At 71.6% G+C, this 16,373-nt stretch carries 15 protein-coding genes, 1 tRNA gene and 1 pseudogene; 2 read left to right on the top strand and 15 right to left on the bottom strand.

Features of this window, described 5'->3' with window-relative positions; all coding sequences use genetic code 11:
* Nucleotides 1-394: 394 nt before the first annotated feature.
* Nucleotides 395-3,085 carry a DNA polymerase I gene (gene polA, locus GC157_06870; protein MBI1377186.1) on the bottom strand — a complete coding sequence of 897 codons (2,691 nt, stop codon included), beginning with the start codon at nt 3,083-3,085 and terminating at the stop codon, nt 395-397.
* 35 nt (nt 3,086-3,120) lie between these two features.
* Between polA and GC157_06865 the strand changes: the two genes are divergently transcribed.
* A complete protein-coding gene (locus tag GC157_06865; protein MBI1377185.1) occupies nt 3,121-3,510 on the top strand; it encodes a hotdog fold thioesterase in 390 nt (129 codons plus the stop codon).
* 14 nt (nt 3,511-3,524) lie between these two features.
* Here GC157_06865 and GC157_06860 read toward each other — a convergent pair whose 3' ends face one another.
* From GC157_06860 to GC157_06830, 7 genes and pseudogenes are all read right to left on the bottom strand, one after another.
* A complete protein-coding gene (locus GC157_06860) occupies nt 3,525-4,304 on the bottom strand; it encodes a GNAT family N-acetyltransferase (GenBank protein ID MBI1377184.1) in 780 nt (259 codons plus the stop codon).
* Nucleotides 4,305-4,341: 37 nt separating this feature from the next.
* Nucleotides 4,342-5,046 (bottom strand): ATP-binding cassette domain-containing protein, encoded by a 705-nt coding sequence (locus tag GC157_06855; GenBank protein ID MBI1377183.1) that lies wholly within the window; start codon nt 5,044-5,046, stop codon nt 4,342-4,344.
* A 47-nt stretch (nt 5,047-5,093) separates the two neighbouring features.
* Nucleotides 5,094-5,900 carry an ATP-binding cassette domain-containing protein gene (locus GC157_06850; protein ID MBI1377182.1) on the bottom strand — a complete coding sequence of 269 codons (807 nt, stop codon included), beginning with the start codon at nt 5,898-5,900 and terminating at the stop codon, nt 5,094-5,096.
* A complete protein-coding gene (locus GC157_06845) occupies nt 5,897-7,042 on the bottom strand; it encodes a branched-chain amino acid ABC transporter permease (GenBank protein MBI1377181.1) in 1,146 nt (381 codons plus the stop codon). The genes GC157_06850 and GC157_06845 overlap by 4 nt, the downstream gene beginning before the upstream one ends.
* A 112-nt stretch (nt 7,043-7,154) precedes the next feature.
* Nucleotides 7,155-8,204, bottom strand: coding sequence for a branched-chain amino acid ABC transporter permease (locus tag GC157_06840; protein ID MBI1377180.1), 1,050 nt, complete (start codon nt 8,202-8,204; stop codon nt 7,155-7,157).
* 121 nt (nt 8,205-8,325) lie between these two features.
* Nucleotides 8,326-9,600: an ABC transporter substrate-binding protein gene (locus GC157_06835; GenBank protein MBI1377179.1), complete on the bottom strand. Its 1,275-nt coding sequence runs from the start codon at nt 9,598-9,600 to the stop codon at nt 8,326-8,328.
* A 174-nt stretch (nt 9,601-9,774) separates the two neighbouring features.
* Nucleotides 9,775-10,341 (bottom strand): annotated as a pseudogene (locus GC157_06830) (response regulator).
* 85 nt (nt 10,342-10,426) lie between these two features.
* Here GC157_06830 and GC157_06825 point away from each other — a divergent pair.
* Nucleotides 10,427-10,500 (top strand) — tRNA-Leu (locus tag GC157_06825).
* Nucleotides 10,501-10,560: 60 nt separating this feature from the next.
* Here GC157_06825 and GC157_06820 read toward each other — a convergent pair.
* The 7 genes from GC157_06820 to GC157_06790 form a co-directional block, all read right to left on the bottom strand.
* Entirely contained in the window at nt 10,561-12,000 is a 1,440-nt protein-coding gene (locus tag GC157_06820; GenBank protein MBI1377178.1) for a serine hydrolase, read from the bottom strand.
* A 144-nt stretch (nt 12,001-12,144) separates the two neighbouring features.
* Complete coding sequence (gene nusB / locus GC157_06815; protein ID MBI1377177.1) at nt 12,145-12,558, bottom strand: transcription antitermination factor NusB; 414 nt, start codon at nt 12,556-12,558, stop codon at nt 12,145-12,147.
* 2 nt (nt 12,559-12,560) lie between these two features.
* Nucleotides 12,561-13,121 (bottom strand): elongation factor P, encoded by a 561-nt coding sequence (gene efp, locus GC157_06810; protein MBI1377176.1) that lies wholly within the window; start codon nt 13,119-13,121, stop codon nt 12,561-12,563.
* Nucleotides 13,122-13,165: 44 nt separating this feature from the next.
* The gene (locus GC157_06805) at nt 13,166-14,290 is read right to left on the bottom strand and encodes a M24 family metallopeptidase (protein ID MBI1377175.1); all 1,125 of its coding nucleotides are present in this window, start codon (nt 14,288-14,290) and stop codon (nt 13,166-13,168) included.
* A 42-nt stretch (nt 14,291-14,332) separates the two neighbouring features.
* Entirely contained in the window at nt 14,333-14,764 is a 432-nt protein-coding gene (gene aroQ / locus GC157_06800; protein MBI1377174.1) for a type II 3-dehydroquinate dehydratase, read from the bottom strand.
* Nucleotides 14,761-15,861, bottom strand: coding sequence for a 3-dehydroquinate synthase (locus GC157_06795; protein MBI1377173.1), 1,101 nt, complete (start codon nt 15,859-15,861; stop codon nt 14,761-14,763). The genes aroQ and GC157_06795 overlap by 4 nt, the downstream gene beginning before the upstream one ends.
* Nucleotides 15,854-16,372, bottom strand: a complete 519-nt coding sequence (locus GC157_06790; protein ID MBI1377172.1) for a shikimate kinase — start codon at nt 16,370-16,372, stop codon at nt 15,854-15,856. The genes GC157_06795 and GC157_06790 overlap by 8 nt, the downstream gene beginning before the upstream one ends.
* Nucleotide 16,373 lies beyond the last annotated feature (1 nt).

Raw genomic sequence — 16,373 nt, 5'->3', positions numbered from 1 at the left:
CCCGAACCCAGGTGTCGGGAGGAACCCCAGCCCGCGTCGAGAACACAAGGCCCGTGCCGCGAACGCGGCACCGAGGGCGAAGCCCGAGAGGCCGACTACCCCGACGAGAGCAACGCCCCACTTCGTCGCGCCGCGGCGAGCCGAAAGGCGAGCCGCCGAGGGCGAAGCCCGAGATGGGCGCGACAGCCTCGCAGCGGCCAGAAAGCACCCCGCGACCGCCGCACAGCGGCCAACAGGCAAGGCCCCGTGCCGCGAAGCGGCACCGAGGGCGAAGCCCGAGCGGCCGACTGTTCGCTGGAACTCCCGCCCCACCCCGTCGCGCGCGGCGAGCCGAAGGCGAGCCGCCGAGGGCGAAGCCCGAGAGGGCGCGACCGCCGCGTAGCGGCACAGAAACTCAGTGCCCGGCGTCCTCCCAGGTCCGTCCGACGCCGACGGAGACGTCGAGCGGCACGGTGAGCGGGACCGCGCCGCCCATGCCCTCGCGCACCACGGCCTCGGCGGCCTCGAGCTCGCCCGGTGCGACCTCGAGGACGAGCTCGTCGTGCACCTGGAGCAGCATCCGCGAGCGCAGGCCGCCGGCGCGCAGGGCGGCGTCCACGCGCAGCATGGCGACCTTGACGATGTCGGCCGCCGAGCCCTGGATGGGGGCGTTGAGCGCCATCCGCTCGGCCATCTCCCGGCGCTGGCGCACGTCGGAGGTGAGGTCGGGCAGGTAGCGGCGCCGGCCGAGCATGGTCTCGGTGTAGCCGGTGCCGCGGGCGCGGTCGACGACGTCGTGCAGGTAGTCGCGCACGCCGCCGAATCGCTCGAAGTACTCGTTCATGAGCCGGCTCGCCTCGGACGTCTCGATGCCGAGCTGCTGGGAGAGCCCGAACGGCGAGAGGCCGTAGGCGAGGCCGTAGGACATGGCCTTGATCTTGCGGCGCATCTCGGCGTCGACCTCGGCCGGCTCCACCGAGAAGACACGGGAGGCGACGTAGCGGTGCAGGTCCTCCCCCGACCGGAACGCCTCGATGAGCCCCTCGTCCTCCGAGAGGTGCGCCATCAGCCGCATCTCGATCTGGCTGTAGTCGGCGGTCATCAGCGACTCGTACCCCGGGCCCACCACGAACCCGCTCCGGATCCGGCGACCCTCGTCGGTGCGGATCGGGATGTTCTGCAGGTTCGGGTCCTGCGACGAGAGCCGGCCGGTGGCCGCGACGATCTGGTTGAAGGTGGTGTGGATGCGCCCATCGTCACGCACGGCGGCGAGCAGTCCCGTCACGGTCTGCCGCAGCTTGGAGACGTCCCGCCAGCGCAGCAGCTGCTCGAGCAGCGGGTCGCCGGTGCGGGCGAACAGGTCGGCCAGGGCGTCGGCGTCCGTGGTGTAGCCGGTCTTGATCCGCTTGGTGGTGGGCAGGCCGCGCTCGCCGAAGAGGATCTCCTGGAGCTGCTTGGGCGACCCGAGGTTGAACGGCCGCCCGGCCAGCTCGTGGGCGGTGGACTCGGCCGCACGCATGGACTCGGCGAACTCGGCCTCGAGCCGGCCGAGGTGGTCGGAGTCGACCGCGATGCCGGCCTGCTCGAGGTCGGCGAGCACGTGCAGCAGCGGCAGCTCGACGTCGCGCATGAGGGCCGTGCCCCCGCGGGTCTCGAGCTCGGTCTCGAGGGCGTCGGCGAGGTCGAGCACCGCGCGCGCCTGCGCCCCGAGGGCGGCGGCCCGTGCCTCGTCCGGGTCGGTGTCGAACGCGAGCTGGTCGTCGCCGCCGGCGGCGGCGCCGAGCTCGCGGCGCAGGAAGCGGGGGGCGAGGTCGCTGAGGTCGAAGCTGCGCTGCCCCGGCAGGACGAGGTACGCCGCGAGAGCCGTGTCGCAGGTGAGCCCGCGCAGCGTCAGGCCTCGCGCGCGCAGCGCGAGCTCGGGACCCTTCGCGTCGTGCATCGCCTTGGGGCGGGCCTCGTCGCCGAGCCAGTCGGCGAGCGCCTGCTCGTCCTGCGGGTCGAGGGCCGGCACGGACCACCACGCGACCGCGCCGTCCGGCGCGGCGACGGCGAGGGCCGCCACGTCGCCGGTACCGCTGCCCCAGGTGCCCTCGAGCTGCACGCCGGTGCGTGCGCCGGCGGGGGCGTGCTCGGCGAGCCACGGGCCGAGACCCTCAGCCGGTGACTCCACCTGCACCTCGACGGCCTCGCCCGTGGTGGCGGCCTCGTCGCCGTGCTCGGCGAAGAGCCGGTCGCGCAGCACGCGGAACTGGAGGGCGTCGAACACCTCGTGCACCCGGTCGCGGTCGAAGGGACGGCGCTCGAGGTCGGCCGGTCGCACGGGGAGCTCGACGTCGCGGACGAGCTCGGTGAGCCGCCGGTTGCGGATGACGTCGGGCAGCGCGGCGCGCAGGGCGTCGCCGGCCTTGCCCTTCACCTCGCCGACCCGGTCGACGAGCGCGTCGAGCGAGCCGAACTCGCGCACCCACTTCGACGCCGTCTTCTCCCCCACTCCCGGGATCGAGGGGAGGTTGTCGCTCGGGTCGCCGCGCAGCGCGGCGTAGTCCGGGTACTGCGCGGGCGTGAGGCCGTACTTCTCCTCGATCGCCGCCGGTGTCATGCGCGCGAGGTCGCTGACCCCCTTGCGCGGGTAGAGCACGGTGACGTCCGGGTCGACGAGCTGGAACGCGTCGCGGTCGCCGGTGATCACGAGCACCTCGAACCCCTCGTCCTCGGCCTGGGTGGTGAGGGTGGCGATGAGGTCGTCCGCCTCGTACCCGTCGACCTCGACGTAGGGGATCGACAGCGCGTCGAGCACCTCGCGGATCAGCGACACCTGGCCCTTGAACTCGTCCGGGCTCGTCGAGCGGTTGGCCTTGTACTCCGGGTAGGCCTCGGTGCGGAAGGTGGTGCGGCTGACGTCGAAGGCCACCGCGACGTGCGTGGGCCGCTCGTCGCGCAGGGTGTTGATGAGCATCGACGTGAAGCCGTACACCGCGTTGGTGGCCTGCCCCGTGGTGGTGGAGAAGTTCTCCACGGGCAGGGCGTAGAACGCCCGGTAGGCCAGCGAGTGGCCGTCCAGGAGGAGGAGCCGGGGGCGTTCCTGCGTCGAGGTCACGTCGGTGATCCTAGGCTGGGGCGGTGACGGACTTCCTGGACCACATGTCCGAGATCGGCATCGGCGAGCTGGGCGAGACCATGGGCATGGAGCTGCTCGAGGCCTCGGCGGAGCGCGTCGTGGGCCGGATCCCGGTGGCCGGCAACCGGCAGCCCTTCGGGCTCCTGCACGGGGGCGCCAGCGCGGTGCTCGGCGAGAGCCTCGGCTCGATCGCCGCGAACATCCACGCCGGCCCGGAACGGGTGGCCGTGGGCATCGAGATCTCCGCCTCGCACCACCGCAGCGCCACCAGCGGGCACGTGACGGGCACCGCGACGGCCATCTCCCTGGGCCGCACGCTGGCCACCTACGAGATCGTCATCGTCGACGACGACGGCCGCCGGGTGTGCACGGTGCGGCTCACCTGCATGCTGCGGGACCGGCCCGGGGTCTGAGCCCCGGCGTCCGCTCAGGGGCGCGCCGCGCGCCGGGGTGTGAGCAGGGCCCGGCGCCGCAGGGTGCGCTGCACGGCCGTGAGGTCGGAGGTCGCGTCGCGCATGTCGAGCCGCGGCTCCACCCCGAGCTTGCGCCGGAGCACGGACAGCGGCGCCGAGCGGCGCACCACCACCGGCGCGAAGCCGTGCCGGGCGTAGAACCGGTTCGCGTCGCGCAGGTTCGGCGGCGCGTTCACCACGACGTCGGCCGCGCCGATCTCCTCAGCGAACGCCGCGGCATCGCGGAGCATGGCCGTGCCGACCCCCAGCTTGCGGTGGCGCGCGTCGACGTGCAGCGCGTCCACGAGCACGGCGCACGAGCCGGACAGCAGCCCGCGGTCCACCACGGACAGCGACGCGAAGGCGATCGGCTCGCCGTCGCGCCAGGCGATGATCAGGCGGTAGCAGGGGCGCAGGCCGGCCTCCACCGCGGCGCGCGACTCGGCGATGCGCGCCGAGATCCGCTCGCCGACGTCGGGTGAGCCGTGGGGCAGCACTGCCGCACCGGACCGGTCCCGGAACTCCTCCCACAGGTCGTGGAGGGCGGGCAGGTCGGCCTCGTTCGCGGAGCGGACCACGACCGGTGCTCGGAGCACGCGACACCCCCTGGACGGCGGGAGACGGCCGGTCGGCACGCCTCGGCGCCGCCCCCACGGCGCCTGCCGCACTCTCGTCCGGGCCGGCCACCCATGCAACCCTTTCGCCCCAGAATCTGCGTCAAGGGTTTGCCAAGACGCCCGATCCTGCGTGCGCAGGCGGGCCGGGCCGGGCGATCTGCGGTGCGGTGTCCGCTCAGCCGCCGAGGTAGGCGCGCACGATCTCGTCGTCCTCGGCCATCGGGGCTGCCGGGCCCTCGAGCTTGAGCGAGCCCGACTCCAGCACGTAGGCGTAGTCGGCGATCCGCAGGGCGGCCAGGGCGTTCTGCTCCACGACGAGCACCGTGGTGCCCTGCTCGCGGATGGTCTCGATGGTGTCGAAGATGAGGTCGACGAGCACCGGCGCGAGACCCATGGACGGCTCGTCGAGCAGCAGCAGCTGGGGCCGCCCCATGAGCGCGCGGGCCACCGCGAGCATCTGCTGCTCGCCGCCGGACATCGTGCCGGCCTTCTGGTGGATGCGGTCGGCCAGGCGCGGGAACAGCTCGAGCACCCGCTGGCGGTCGGCCTCGATCCCCTCCTTGTCGTCGCGCAGGAACGCGCCGAGGTCGAGGTTCTCCGAGACGGTCATGCGCGGGAAGATGCGCCGGCCCTCCGGCGACTGGCAGATGCCGGCCTTGACGATGTCGTGGCCCTCGCGCCCGTTGATCTGGTCGCCGTTGAACCGGATCGTGCCGCTCTTGGTCCGGATCAGCCCGGAGATGGCCCGCAGCGTCGTGGACTTGCCCGCGCCGTTGGACCCGATGAGCGTGACGATCTCGCCCGGGTGCACCCGCAGCGAGAGCCCCTTCACCGCGGCGATGTTGCCGTAGTAGACGGCGATGTCGTCGATCGCCAGCATCGGGGCGCCCTTGCGGCCCGTCGCGTCGACGGTGGGCTCCATGGCCGTCATCGGGCGCTCCCCTCGGTGCCCGTCTTGCCGAGGTAGGCCTCGACGACGCGCTGGTCGTTGCGGATGTCGTCGGGTCCGCCCTCGGCGATCTTCTCGCCCTGGTCGAGCACGGTGATCCGCTCCGAGACGCGCATGACCACGCTCATGTCGTGCTCGATGAGCAGCACCGACACGTGCTGCTCATCGCGTACGCGCCGCACGAAGTCGACGAACACGGCCGACTCCTGCGGGTTCATGCCGGCCGTGGGCTCGTCGAGCAGCAGCACCTTGGGGCGCAGGGCGAGCGCGCGCGCCATCTCCAGGCGCCGCTGGTCGCCGTAGGACAGGTTGCGGGCGTACTCCTCGGCGTGCCGGCCGATGCCGACGAACTCGAGCATCTCCTGCGCGAACGCGCGCGACTCGCGCTCCTCGCGCCGCTGGTGCCGGGTCCTGCCGACGATCTGGAAGATGTTCGACGTGGTGTGCGAGTGCATCGCCACCATGACGTTCTCGGCCGCGGTCATGAGGCCGAACAGCCGGATGTTCTGGAAGGTCCGGCCCAGGCCGAGCTGGGCGATCTTGTGCGGCGACTGGCCGGTGATGTCAGTGCTGCCGAGGGTCACCGAACCCGACGCCGGGCGGTAGAGCCCGGTCAGGACGTTGAAGAACGTCGTCTTGCCGGCGCCGTTGGGCCCGATGAGGGAGACGATCGTGTTCTCGGGGATGACGAACGACACCCCCTTCACGGCGACCAGGCCGCCGAACCGGACGGTGATGTTGTCGGCGACCAGGGCTGTGGCGGTCGCCTCCGCGCTCGCGGTCATACCTCTCCTCCGTCGAGCTCTTCGTCGTCCGACCGTTCCGCTTCCTGCAGCACCTGCCGGGTGCGCGTCTCGGGGAACATGCCTTCGCGTCTGAACAGCATCATGAGCACGAGGATCGACCCGAAGATCAGGTAGTTGAACGACGGGAAGTTGATGTCCGTGCCGAACTGCGCGTTGAACGAGTCGCCGAACTGAGGCAGGCCCGTCGAGTTGAACCAGGCCAGCAGCAGGGCGCCGATCATGACGCCCCACACGTTGCCCATGCCGCCGAGCACCACCATCGCGAGCAGGATGATCGAGATGGAGAAGTTGAAGCGGTCCGGGAACACGCTGTTGTTGTGCACGGCGTAGACCACGCCGCCCAGGCCGCCCATGAACGCGCCCACGGCGTACGCCGCGAGCTTGGAGCGCATCAGCGGCACGCCCATCATCGACGCCGCCAGCTCGTCCTCGCGGATGGCCAGCCAGGCCCGGCCGAGGCGTCCCTCGCGGATGCGCAGCGACACGAACACCGCGAACGCCGTGACGATCGAGAAGAGCACGAACTTCGCCGTGGTGTCGAACGGCCCGAGCGGTCTGGAGATGGCGATGTTGGCGTTGCCGATGGTGATCTCGGCCGGTCCGAAGGGCAGCGGTGCCACGTTGTCGAGGGGTGCGATGCCCAGGGCGCCGTTGGTGAAGTTGAAGCCGTTGATGTCGTCGCCGTTGAGGAACACCTGGGGGATGATCTCGCCGAAGCCGAGGGTGACCAGCGCCAGGTAGTCGCTCTTGAGGCGCAGGGTGGGCGCGCCGATGATGATGCCCGCCAGCGCACAGACGCAGCCGGCCACCACCAGCACGATCCACCAGTTGATGTGGATGCCGGGCTGGTTGGGCGGAGCGGCCGAGAGGAAGTAGAAGCCGTTCGTGATCTGGTTGAAGAACGTCGACATGATCCAGCCGGCGGTGTAGCCGCCGATGGCCCAGAAGGCGACGAACCCCAGGTCGAGCAGTCCGGCGTAGCCGACCACGATGTTCAGGCCGACCGCGCAGATCACCCAGACCAGCGCCTCGTTGACCGAGTTGAGCGGCAGCCACTCGCGGAAGAAGGTCTGGACGCCTTCCGACGTGTTGGGCAGCGCGAAGGTGTAGAAGAGCCACATCACCACGGCCGCTGCCACGAACGACAGCGCCCAGCGCTTGGTGTGGGTGACGACGAGGTCGGACTTGACTGCTTCGTCGGTGACCGTGTCGGTCGTGCTCACGCTCATCTCGTCACACCTTCTCGATGGTCGGCTTGCCCAGGATGCCTTCGGGCTTGAAGACCATGAGCAGGATGAGGATGGTGAACACCACGGTCTGCGACCACTTCTGGCCCAGGCCGTACGGCAGTCCGTCGTTGAAGCCCTGGATGAGGCCGATCAGGAAGCCGCCCAGCACGGCGCCCTGCAGGTTGCCGATGCCGCCCAGGACGGCGGCGGTGAACGCGATGAGGCCGAGCTGGAAGCCGGCGTCGTAGCGCGTGGTGCCGAAGGTCTCGAGGTAGAGCATGCCGGCCGCGCCGGCCATCGCCCCGCCGAGGGCGAAGGTGAACGAGATCGTGCGGTTGACGTTGATGCCCATCAGCCGCGCGGCGTCCTGGTCCTGCGCGGTGGCGCGCATCGCCTTGCCCTGGCGGGTGCGCTGCACGATGTAGGACAGCAGCAGCAGGAGCGGGATCGTCACACCGATCACGATGATGGTGGACCAGTCGATCGTGACGGAGCCGATCTTCAGACCGCCGTCGGGGATGACCTTGGGCCAGCTCTTCGGCGCGGAGCCGTTCAGCTTGAGGCCGAACCACTGGAAGATGAAGCTGATGCCGACCGCGGTGATGAGCGGCGCCAGCTTGGGCGCTCGTCTCAGCCGCCGGTAGGCGACGAACTCCGCGGTCACGTTGAGCGTGGCGCACATGGCCATGACGAGCACCATGACGCCGATCATGAGGATCCAGTTGAGCGGCGTGTTGCTGTCAGCGCCCAGCGCCTTGACGAGGATCAGCGCCGAGAAGACGGACCCCAGCATGAACAGGTCGCCGTGGGCGAAGTTGATCAGCTCGATGATGCCGTACACCAGGGTGTACCCCAGCGCGATCAGCGCGTAGATCGCGCCGAGCCGCAGACCCGCGAGCCCCACGTTCACGAACTGCACCGGGCCGGCGACGAAGTTCCAGATCAACCAGGCAGTCACCCCGACCAGGAGGGCGATCCCGATCCCCCGCTCGACCTTCTCCCGGGCCATGAGTACGGGTCGTGAGTCCGCTACCTCTACTGCCGTGATGGTCATGGACATCCCCTTCGCGGACGATCAGGAAGTGGCCCGAAAGTTAGCAGGTCGGGCGGGGCTGCGTGCCCCGCCCGACCTGCTTTGTCGAGACTTTTTCTCGTGGAGACCCGAGACGGGACCGTCAGGAGACGGGCCAGGCCTTCAGGGTGGTCTCCTCGTTGTTCTTGATCTGCTCGATCGTCAGGTCGACGAGGTTCACGTCGCCCGTCGTCGGGTCGATCTTGATCTCCTTACCGATGGCCGACACGTCCGCGGGGATCGTGATGCCCGAGCCGCTGAAGACCTGGTTGGTCACGGAGGCACGGGTGCCGTCGGACTGCTGGATGGCCTGCAGGATGACCTGGACCGCCGCGACGCCGTACAGCGCGTAGGAGGACGCCGGGTCGGAGCCGTACTTGGCCTTGTAGTCGTCGAGCAGCTTCGCGGCCGCCCCGCCCTGCGCGCGCAGGTCGGTGTTGGTGAGGCCGGGGAAGGACAGGTACATGCCCTGGCCCTCGGGCAGCTTGTTCAGCTCGGGGTAGCCGGTGAAGCCGTCAGGACCCATCATCGCGACCTTGGTGTTGTCACCGAGGACCGAGACCTTGTCCTTGATCAGCTGGCCGCCGTTGTTGTCGAAGATGCCGCCGAGGTAGATGCAGTCGGGGCTCTGCGACTTGATCTTCTCGAAGAGAGCGGTGTAGTTCGGCTGCTTGGCGTCCCACGGGTCGTTGCCGAGCACCGTGATGCCCTGCTTGGCGGCCTCGTCGGCGAACGCCTTCGCGATGCCCTGGCCGTAGGTCTCGTTGTCGTTGAGCACGTAGCACTTCTTGACGCCGAGGTCCTTCGCCATGAACTGCGCGGCGGCGCGGCCCTGGTTGTCGTCGGTGGTGACGACGCGGGCGTAGTTGCGCTTGCCCGTCGGGTAGTACTTGTCAGGGTCGCCAGGGGCCCACGACTTGGTCAGGCCGGGGTAGGTGTTGGCCTGCGAGACCATCAGCATCGGGCCGCTGGGGTCCTGGTTGAGGATCGGGATCTGGATCTGCGCGCACCCGGAGTTGTAGGTGCCCATGACCGCGACCTCGGCAGTGTTGGCCACGTGGTCCTGCGCGTTCTTGGTGCACTGCGCCTGGTCCCACTTGCCCGCGGCCGCGGTCGAGTCGTCGTACTTCTTGAGCTCGATCGTGTAGTCGCCGGCCTTGTAGCCGATCTGGTCGAGGTAGAGCTCGATCGCCTGGTTGGTGGCGTCGGACGCGTCCTTCGACGAGCCCTGCAGCGGGAGGTCGGTGGAGATCGTGACCGTCTTGCCGCCGCCGCCGCCGCCCCCGCTCGACGAGCCGTTCGACGTCGAGCTGCCGCACGCGGCGAGCGCGAGGCTTCCGGCGATCGCCAGCGCCCCGATCTTGTAAGCGTTACGCATATCCCGTCCTAGCGTGAGAAACGCCCGGCACTACCGGGTCTGGAATGTCCGTGAACCTAGCAGCGATGCAGGGCCGAGGGGTCACGGCTGAGCCAACATTCCCGACCGGTCGTGTCACGCTTTGGACACGACGGCGCTGATCAGGGCCCCGGGACCCCCACCGACGCCGGAGCGTTACCTCGGCGAAACCTCGCGGATCACGACGTCGGCCACCTCGCGCATGCTCAGGCGCCGGTCCATGGCCGACTTCTGCAGCCACCGGAAGGCGTCGGTCTCCGACATCCCGTAGGTCTGTTGCAGCAAAGCCTTGGCGCGTTCCACCCGTTTGCGGGTCTCGAGCCGCTCCTCGAGGTCGGACACCTCGGCCTCGAGCGCGGTGATCTCGGCGAACCTGCTCACCGCCAGCTCGATCGCCGGCACGAGGTCGCTCTTCGTGAACGGCTTCACGAGGTAGGCCATCGCCCCGGCGTCGCGGGCGCGATCGACGAGCTCGCGCTGGCTGAACGCCGTCAGCATCACCACGGGGGCCAGCCGCGCGCCGGCGATCCGCTCCGCCGCGCTGATCCCGTCGAGCACCGGCATCTTGACGTCGAGCATCACGAGGTCCGGGCGGTGCTCCTCGGCCAGGGCGACGGCGCTCTCACCGTCGCCGGCCTCGCCCACCACGTCGTAGCCCTCCTCGCGCAGCATCTCGACGAGGTCGAGCCGGATGAGGGCCTCGTCCTCGGCCACGACGACGCGGCGGACGGCGGGTGCGGGCGTCTCGGTCACGGGCGAAGCCTACGGAACGGGACCGTCTGCCTCCGGCCGGTAGTCTGAGCACGCCGCCCCGATAGCCCAACCGGCAGAGGCAGTGGTCTCAAACACCATCCAGTGTGGGTTCGACTCCCACTCGGGGCACCGCTGCGGCCCGGGCGCCGCCGGGCGGCCGACGGGCAGCCCCGCCGCGCGTCGTCGGCGTCAGGCGCCGGCCGGCTGGTCGATTCCCTCGGGCCGCGCTCCGGCGCCGCCCGTGTACGCCACGCCCAGCCTGACCACGGCCCAGAGCACGCCGCACACCGCGGTAGCCACCATCGCGAGCCCGAGATCGGGCTGGAACAGGCTGATCGTGGCGATCGGTGCGCCCATCAGTCCCGGCACGAGCACGAGCACGACCCAGGCGGCCACGAGCGTGGTCAGCAGCGGGAACCACAGGCTGAACAGGCCGGCCGCCCCACCTCTCCGCTTGGCCCGGATACGGGCGCGATGGCGCCACGCCCACACGATGCTCAGCAGGTACACGACGGGAAGCAGGACCAGGCCCAGGAACAGGGCCTGCTGCGGCAGCCGGGAGCCCTCGCCCTCGTAGTCGAGCCCGAGCGCCTGCGCGGTGACGGCGTCGCGCAGCTGCGCGGTCTCGCCGAAGCCGACGCCGCTGCCGGCGTTCACCAGCACCACGACGCCCGCCCCCTGCGAGGGGACCATGGTCGCGAGGGTCTCGACACCGGGGGTCGATCCGGAGTGCCACACCGTGCCGTTGCCCGGGTCGACGAACCAGCCGAAGCCGTAATAGGGCGACCCCGGGCCGGCCGGACGCATCATCTGCGCCTTCCCGTCGGCGCTGAGGACGTCGTCCTCGCCGTCCATCATCACCGCGAGGAAGCGCGCCAGGTCGCGGGCGCTCGCGACGACCCCGCCGGCGGGAGCCATGCCGCGGCTCGTCGTGTTCTCCGGCAGGGCCCGCTTGCCGAGGAACCACGGCGTGTGCCCGGTGGCCATCGACTCGTGCACCTCGCCGTCGGACACGAAGCTGTCCGTCATGCCGATCGGGTCGAGGACGTGGGTCCTCACGTACGCCTGGTAGTCGAGCCCGCTCACGACCTCCACCAGCCGGCCGAGCACGAGGTAGTTGGCGTTGGAGTACTCCCACGTCTCCCCCGGCGCGTGGGCCGGGGCGGTCGTGGCGAGCCCCTCGACCCGCCGGGCCAGCTCGTCGGCGCCGCCCTCGCCGTCGGCGAACGAGGAGTTCCCCTGCATCGTGGAGAACCCGCTCGTGTGGCTGAGCAGCTGCTCCACGGTGATGGCGGCGCCAGGGCCGGCCGAGAAGGGCTCGAGATAGTCCGACACCGGGGCGTCCAGGGCGACGTCCCCGGCCTCGACCAGCTGCATCACCGCCAGCGCCGTGACGCTCTTGGTGATCGAGCCGGACATGAACGGCGTGTCCGGGGTGACGGCGGTGTCGCCCCCGGCCCGGACCACACCGCGCGCGCCCACCTCGGTGACCTCGCCGTCGGACACCACCGCGTAGGCCATCCCGGGTGCGCCCGAGGCGGCCATCTCGGCGTCGATCACGTCGTCGATCGAGCCCTGGGGCACTGCGGACCCGAGGCCGAGCGCGAGGACGGCCACCAGCTGCCGCAGCATGTCGGACCTCTCCGTGGCGCGGACGCGGACCCGAACAGCAACGTACCCAGTCGCGGGTGCGAGGAGGCCGTGCAGCCGCGGGTCGTGACGCGACTGCGACGACAACTGCCGCGCCGAACCTTCCGCGGCAGGTGCCCGTGCTCAGTCCAGGGTCAGCAGCGGCTTGACGTCGAGGATGCGGGCGAGCAGCCCGTTGACGAACGCGCCGGACTCCTCGGTCGACAGCGACCGCACGAGCTCGACCGCCTCGGAGATCGCGACGCCGGCCGGCACGTCGTCGGACCACAGCAGCTCGTAGGTCGCGATGCGCAGCACGTTGCGGTCCACCGCGGGCATCCGGTCGAGCGTCCACCCCTCGGAGTAGGTGGAGAGGAGGTCGTCGATGCGCTCGCGGTGCTCGACGACGCCCCACACGAGCTCGGAGGTGTAGGGGTTCAGCGGCGGGTCGACCTGCTCGGCGCGGGCGTCGAGCACCTCGACGGCCGGCACCCCGCGGACGTCGGCCTCGAACAGGACGTCGAGCGCCCTCTTGCGGGCCTTGCCCCGGGCGGTCACGGCTAGTTGACCCGGCCCAGGTAGGAGCCGTCGCGGGTGTCGACCTTCACCTTGGTGTCGGACTCGATGAACAGCGGCACCGCGATCTCGGCGCCGGTCTCGAGGGTCGCGGGCTTGGTGCCGCCGGTGGAGCGGTCGCCCTGAAGGCCCGGCTCGGTGTACGTGATCATCAGCTCGACCGCGGCGGGGAGCTCGACGTAGAGCGGCGCGCCGTCGTGGGTGGCCACGATCGCGGTCTGCCCCTCGAGCATCCACTTGGAGTTGTCGCCGACGACGTCGTCCGGGACGTGCAGCTGCTCGTAGGAGTCGGTGTCCATGAACACCCAGTCGTCGCCGTCGCGGTAGAGGTACTGCATGTCGCGCTTGTCGACGTTGGCGGTCTCGACCTTCACGCCGGCGTTGAACGTCTTGTCGACGACCTTGCCGCTGAGCACCGCCTTGAGCTTGGTGCGGACGAAGGCCGGGCCCTTGCCGGGCTTGACGTGCTGGAACTCGACGACGGTCCACAGCTGGCCGTCGATGTTGAGCACGAGGCCGTTCTTGAGGTCGTTGGTGGTGGCCACTGGGGTCTCCCGGTCGGGTCCGTCCCGGGGCGGGAGGACGAGGTCTAGAGGACGAGAAGCTCGCGGGTGGTCGTGGTGAGCGACACGGGCCCGCCGGTCCGCACGACGAGGGTGTCCTCGATGCGGACCCCGCCGCGTCCGGGGAGGTAGACCCCCGGCTCGACGGTCACCGGCGTGCGGTCCACGAGGATACCGTCCGCGGCGTACCCGATCATCGGCGCCTCGTGGATGTCCAGGCCCACCCCGTGGCCCAGGCCGTGACCGAAGTGCTCGGCGTGCCCGGCCGCCGCGATCACCGACCGTGCCGCGTGATCGACGTCACGCAGGCCGGCCCCCACCCCGAGGGCTGCGACGCCGGCCCGCTGCGCCTCGGCCACGAGCGCGTGCAGCTCGCTCTGCCACGCGGCGGGGGGCCGGCCCACCACGAAGGTGCGGGTCTCGTCCGCGTGGTATCCCGCGGAGAGGGCGCCGAAGTCGATCTTGAGCAGGTCGCCCGCCTCGACCGGCCGGTCGGTGGGGCTGTGGTGCGGGATCGCCGAGTGCGGGCCGGCGGCCACGATGCTGTCGAAGGACACGGCCTCGGCGCCGTGGTCGAGCATGAGCGCCTCGAGCCGGCGGGCGAGCTCGCGCTCCGTGAGCCCGGGCCGCACCTGCGGCAGCAGGTCGGCGAGCGCGGCGTCGCTGATGCGGCACGCCTCGGCGAGCGCCGCGAGCTCGGCGTCGTCCTTCACCACGCGCAGGCCCTCGACGAGCCCGCTCGTCGCGGTCAGCCCGAGGTCGCGGTGGGCCGCCTGCACCGCGGCGTGCAGCGACACCGTGAGGTGCTCGGCCTCGAAGCCCAGCCGGGAGAGCCCTGCGCCCGTCGCGTACGCCGCTCCGCCGAGCACCACGCCGCGGTCGATCACGACGTCGATGCCGGGGCACTCGGTCTCTACCTGGGTGCGGTAGCGGAAGTCCGTCACGAGCCGGTCCCCGTCCGCGTCCTGTGCGACGACGACGGCGCCGTTCGACCCGGTGAAGCCGGTGAGGTAGCGGACGTTGGAGGGCGCCGAGACGAGCAGGGCGTCGAGCCCCGCCTCCCGCAGCAGGTCCCGGACCCGCTCGCGGCGGGCCGTCCCGGGCGGGGCCGCCCCGGCAGGGGACGCGGTGCTCGTGGTCACGGCCGTCAGCCTAGGGGCGGGGCTGCCCGCGCCCGCGGTGGGCGGCGGGGGTCAGACCCGGGCGGCGACGGCGCGCAGCGCCAGCACGTAGGAGTCGAGCCCGAACCCGGCGATGGTGCCGGTCGCGACGGCGGCCACCACGCTGGTGTGCCGGAACTCCTCGCGCGCCGCGGGGTTGGAGATGTGCACCTCCACCAGCGGGGCGGTCGCCTGCGCGCACGCGTCGCGCAGGGCGTACGAGTAGTGGGTGAACGCCGCCGGGTTGAGCACCACCGGGGTGGCCGAGTCGGCCGCCTCGTGCAGCCACCGGACGAGCTCGGCCTCGTCGTCGGTCTGGCGCACCTCCACCTCGAGCCCGAGCGCGGCGCCCTCGGAGACGCACAGCTCGCGCAGGTCGTCGTACGTGGAGGCGCCGTAGACGTCGGGCTCCCGCGAGCCGAGCCGCGCGAGGTTCGGGCCGTTGAGGACGAGCACGCGGGTCATGGGGTCTCCTCCGAGATCTCGCGGTAGGCCGCGACGAGAAGGTCCGGGTCCGGGCCCTCGAGCAGCCCCGGGCGGCCGATGCCGTCGAGCACGACGAACCGCAGGAGGTCGCCGCGGGACTTCTTGTCCACACGCATCGCCTCGAGCAGCGCGTCGAAGCGGCCCCCGGCGTACCGGGTCGGCAGGGCGAGCGAGCGCAGAATGCTGGCGTGCCGCTCGGCGTCGGCGTCGGGCAGGCGGCCGGCCAGCCGGGCGAGCGCGGCGACGTAGCAGAGCCCGACGCTCACCGCGTGGCCGTGCCGCCAGCGGTACCCCTCGACGAGCTCCACCGCGTGCCCGAAGGTGTGGCCGTAGTTGAGCACCTCGCGGCCCAGGCCGCCGGCGCGCGACTCGCGCAGGTCGTCGGCCACGACGACGGCCTTCACGGTCACCGCGCGCTCGACCAGCTCGCGCAGCACCGGCCCCTCGGCGTCGACCGCCACGGCGGGGTCCTGCTCCACGAGGTCGAGGATCACCGGGTCCGAGGTGAGCCCCACCTTGACCACCTCGGCGAGCCCGGCCACGAGGTCGTCGGCGGGCAGGGTCATGAGGGCGTCGAGGTCGCAGAGCACCAGCGCGGGCTCGTGGAACGCGCCCACGAGGTTCTTACCCTCGGCGGTGTTGATCCCGGTCTTGCCGCCCACGGCCGCGTCGACCATGCCGAGCAGCGACGTGGGCACGGACACGAACCGCACGCCGCGCAGCCACGTGGCGGCCACGAACCCGGCGAGGTCGGTGGTGGCTCCCCCGCCGACGCCCACCACGAGGTCGGAGCGGGTGAACCCGGCCCGGCCCAGCGCGGCCCAGCACTGCTCGGCCACCCGCGCGGTCTTGCCGGCCTCGGCGTCGGGGATGGCGAGCGGCAGCGGCTCGACGCCGGACTCCGCCAGGGCCTGCGCCAGCCGGCGGCCGTCGCCCTCGCGCGAGGCGGGATGGATCACCGCCGCCCGCCTCGTGGACGGGGTCAGCGCCTCGGCGAGCAGGTGGTCGAGGCCGCGGCCGACGACGACGTCGTAGGGCCGCTCGCCGGCGACGGTGATGCGGGTGCTCTCAGCCATCGGCCCGGTCCAGCCCGAGTCCGGCGAGGACGAGGTCGGCCACCTCGTCGGGGGTGCGGTCCTCGGTGTCGACCACGAGCCGGGCCACCTCGGCGTAGAGCGGTGCCCGCTCGCCCACGAGCGTCGCGAGCCGGCCGCGCACGTTGCCGAGCAGCACCGGCCTCGGCACGTCCAGGCCCACGCGGTGCGCCCCCGCCGCCGCGCCCACCTGGAGCCACACGGTGGGCTGGTCCGCGAGCAGCGCGCGGGTGCCGGCGTCGAGCACCGCGCCGCCGCCGAGGGCGAGCACGCCGTCGTGCTCGTCGAGCGCGCGCGCCACGGCGCTGCGCTCGAGGTCGCGGAAGTGCGCCTCGCCATGCTCCACGAAGATGTCCGGCACGCTGGTCCCCGCCGCGCGCTCGACGTCCTGGTCCGTGTCGCGGAAGGCGACGCCGAGGCGCTCGGCCAGCAGCGTGCCCACCGTCGTCTTGCCCGAGCCGGGGACGCCGACGAGCACCACGCGAGGAGCCACC

The sequence above is a fragment of the Frankiales bacterium genome (assembly GCA_016125335.1).
Taxonomy (GTDB): Bacteria; Actinomycetota; Actinomycetes; order S36-B12; family CAIYMF01; genus Longivirga.
The sequence above is the reverse complement of the archived record's forward strand: the minus strand, read 5'-3'. Positions and strand labels throughout refer to the sequence as shown.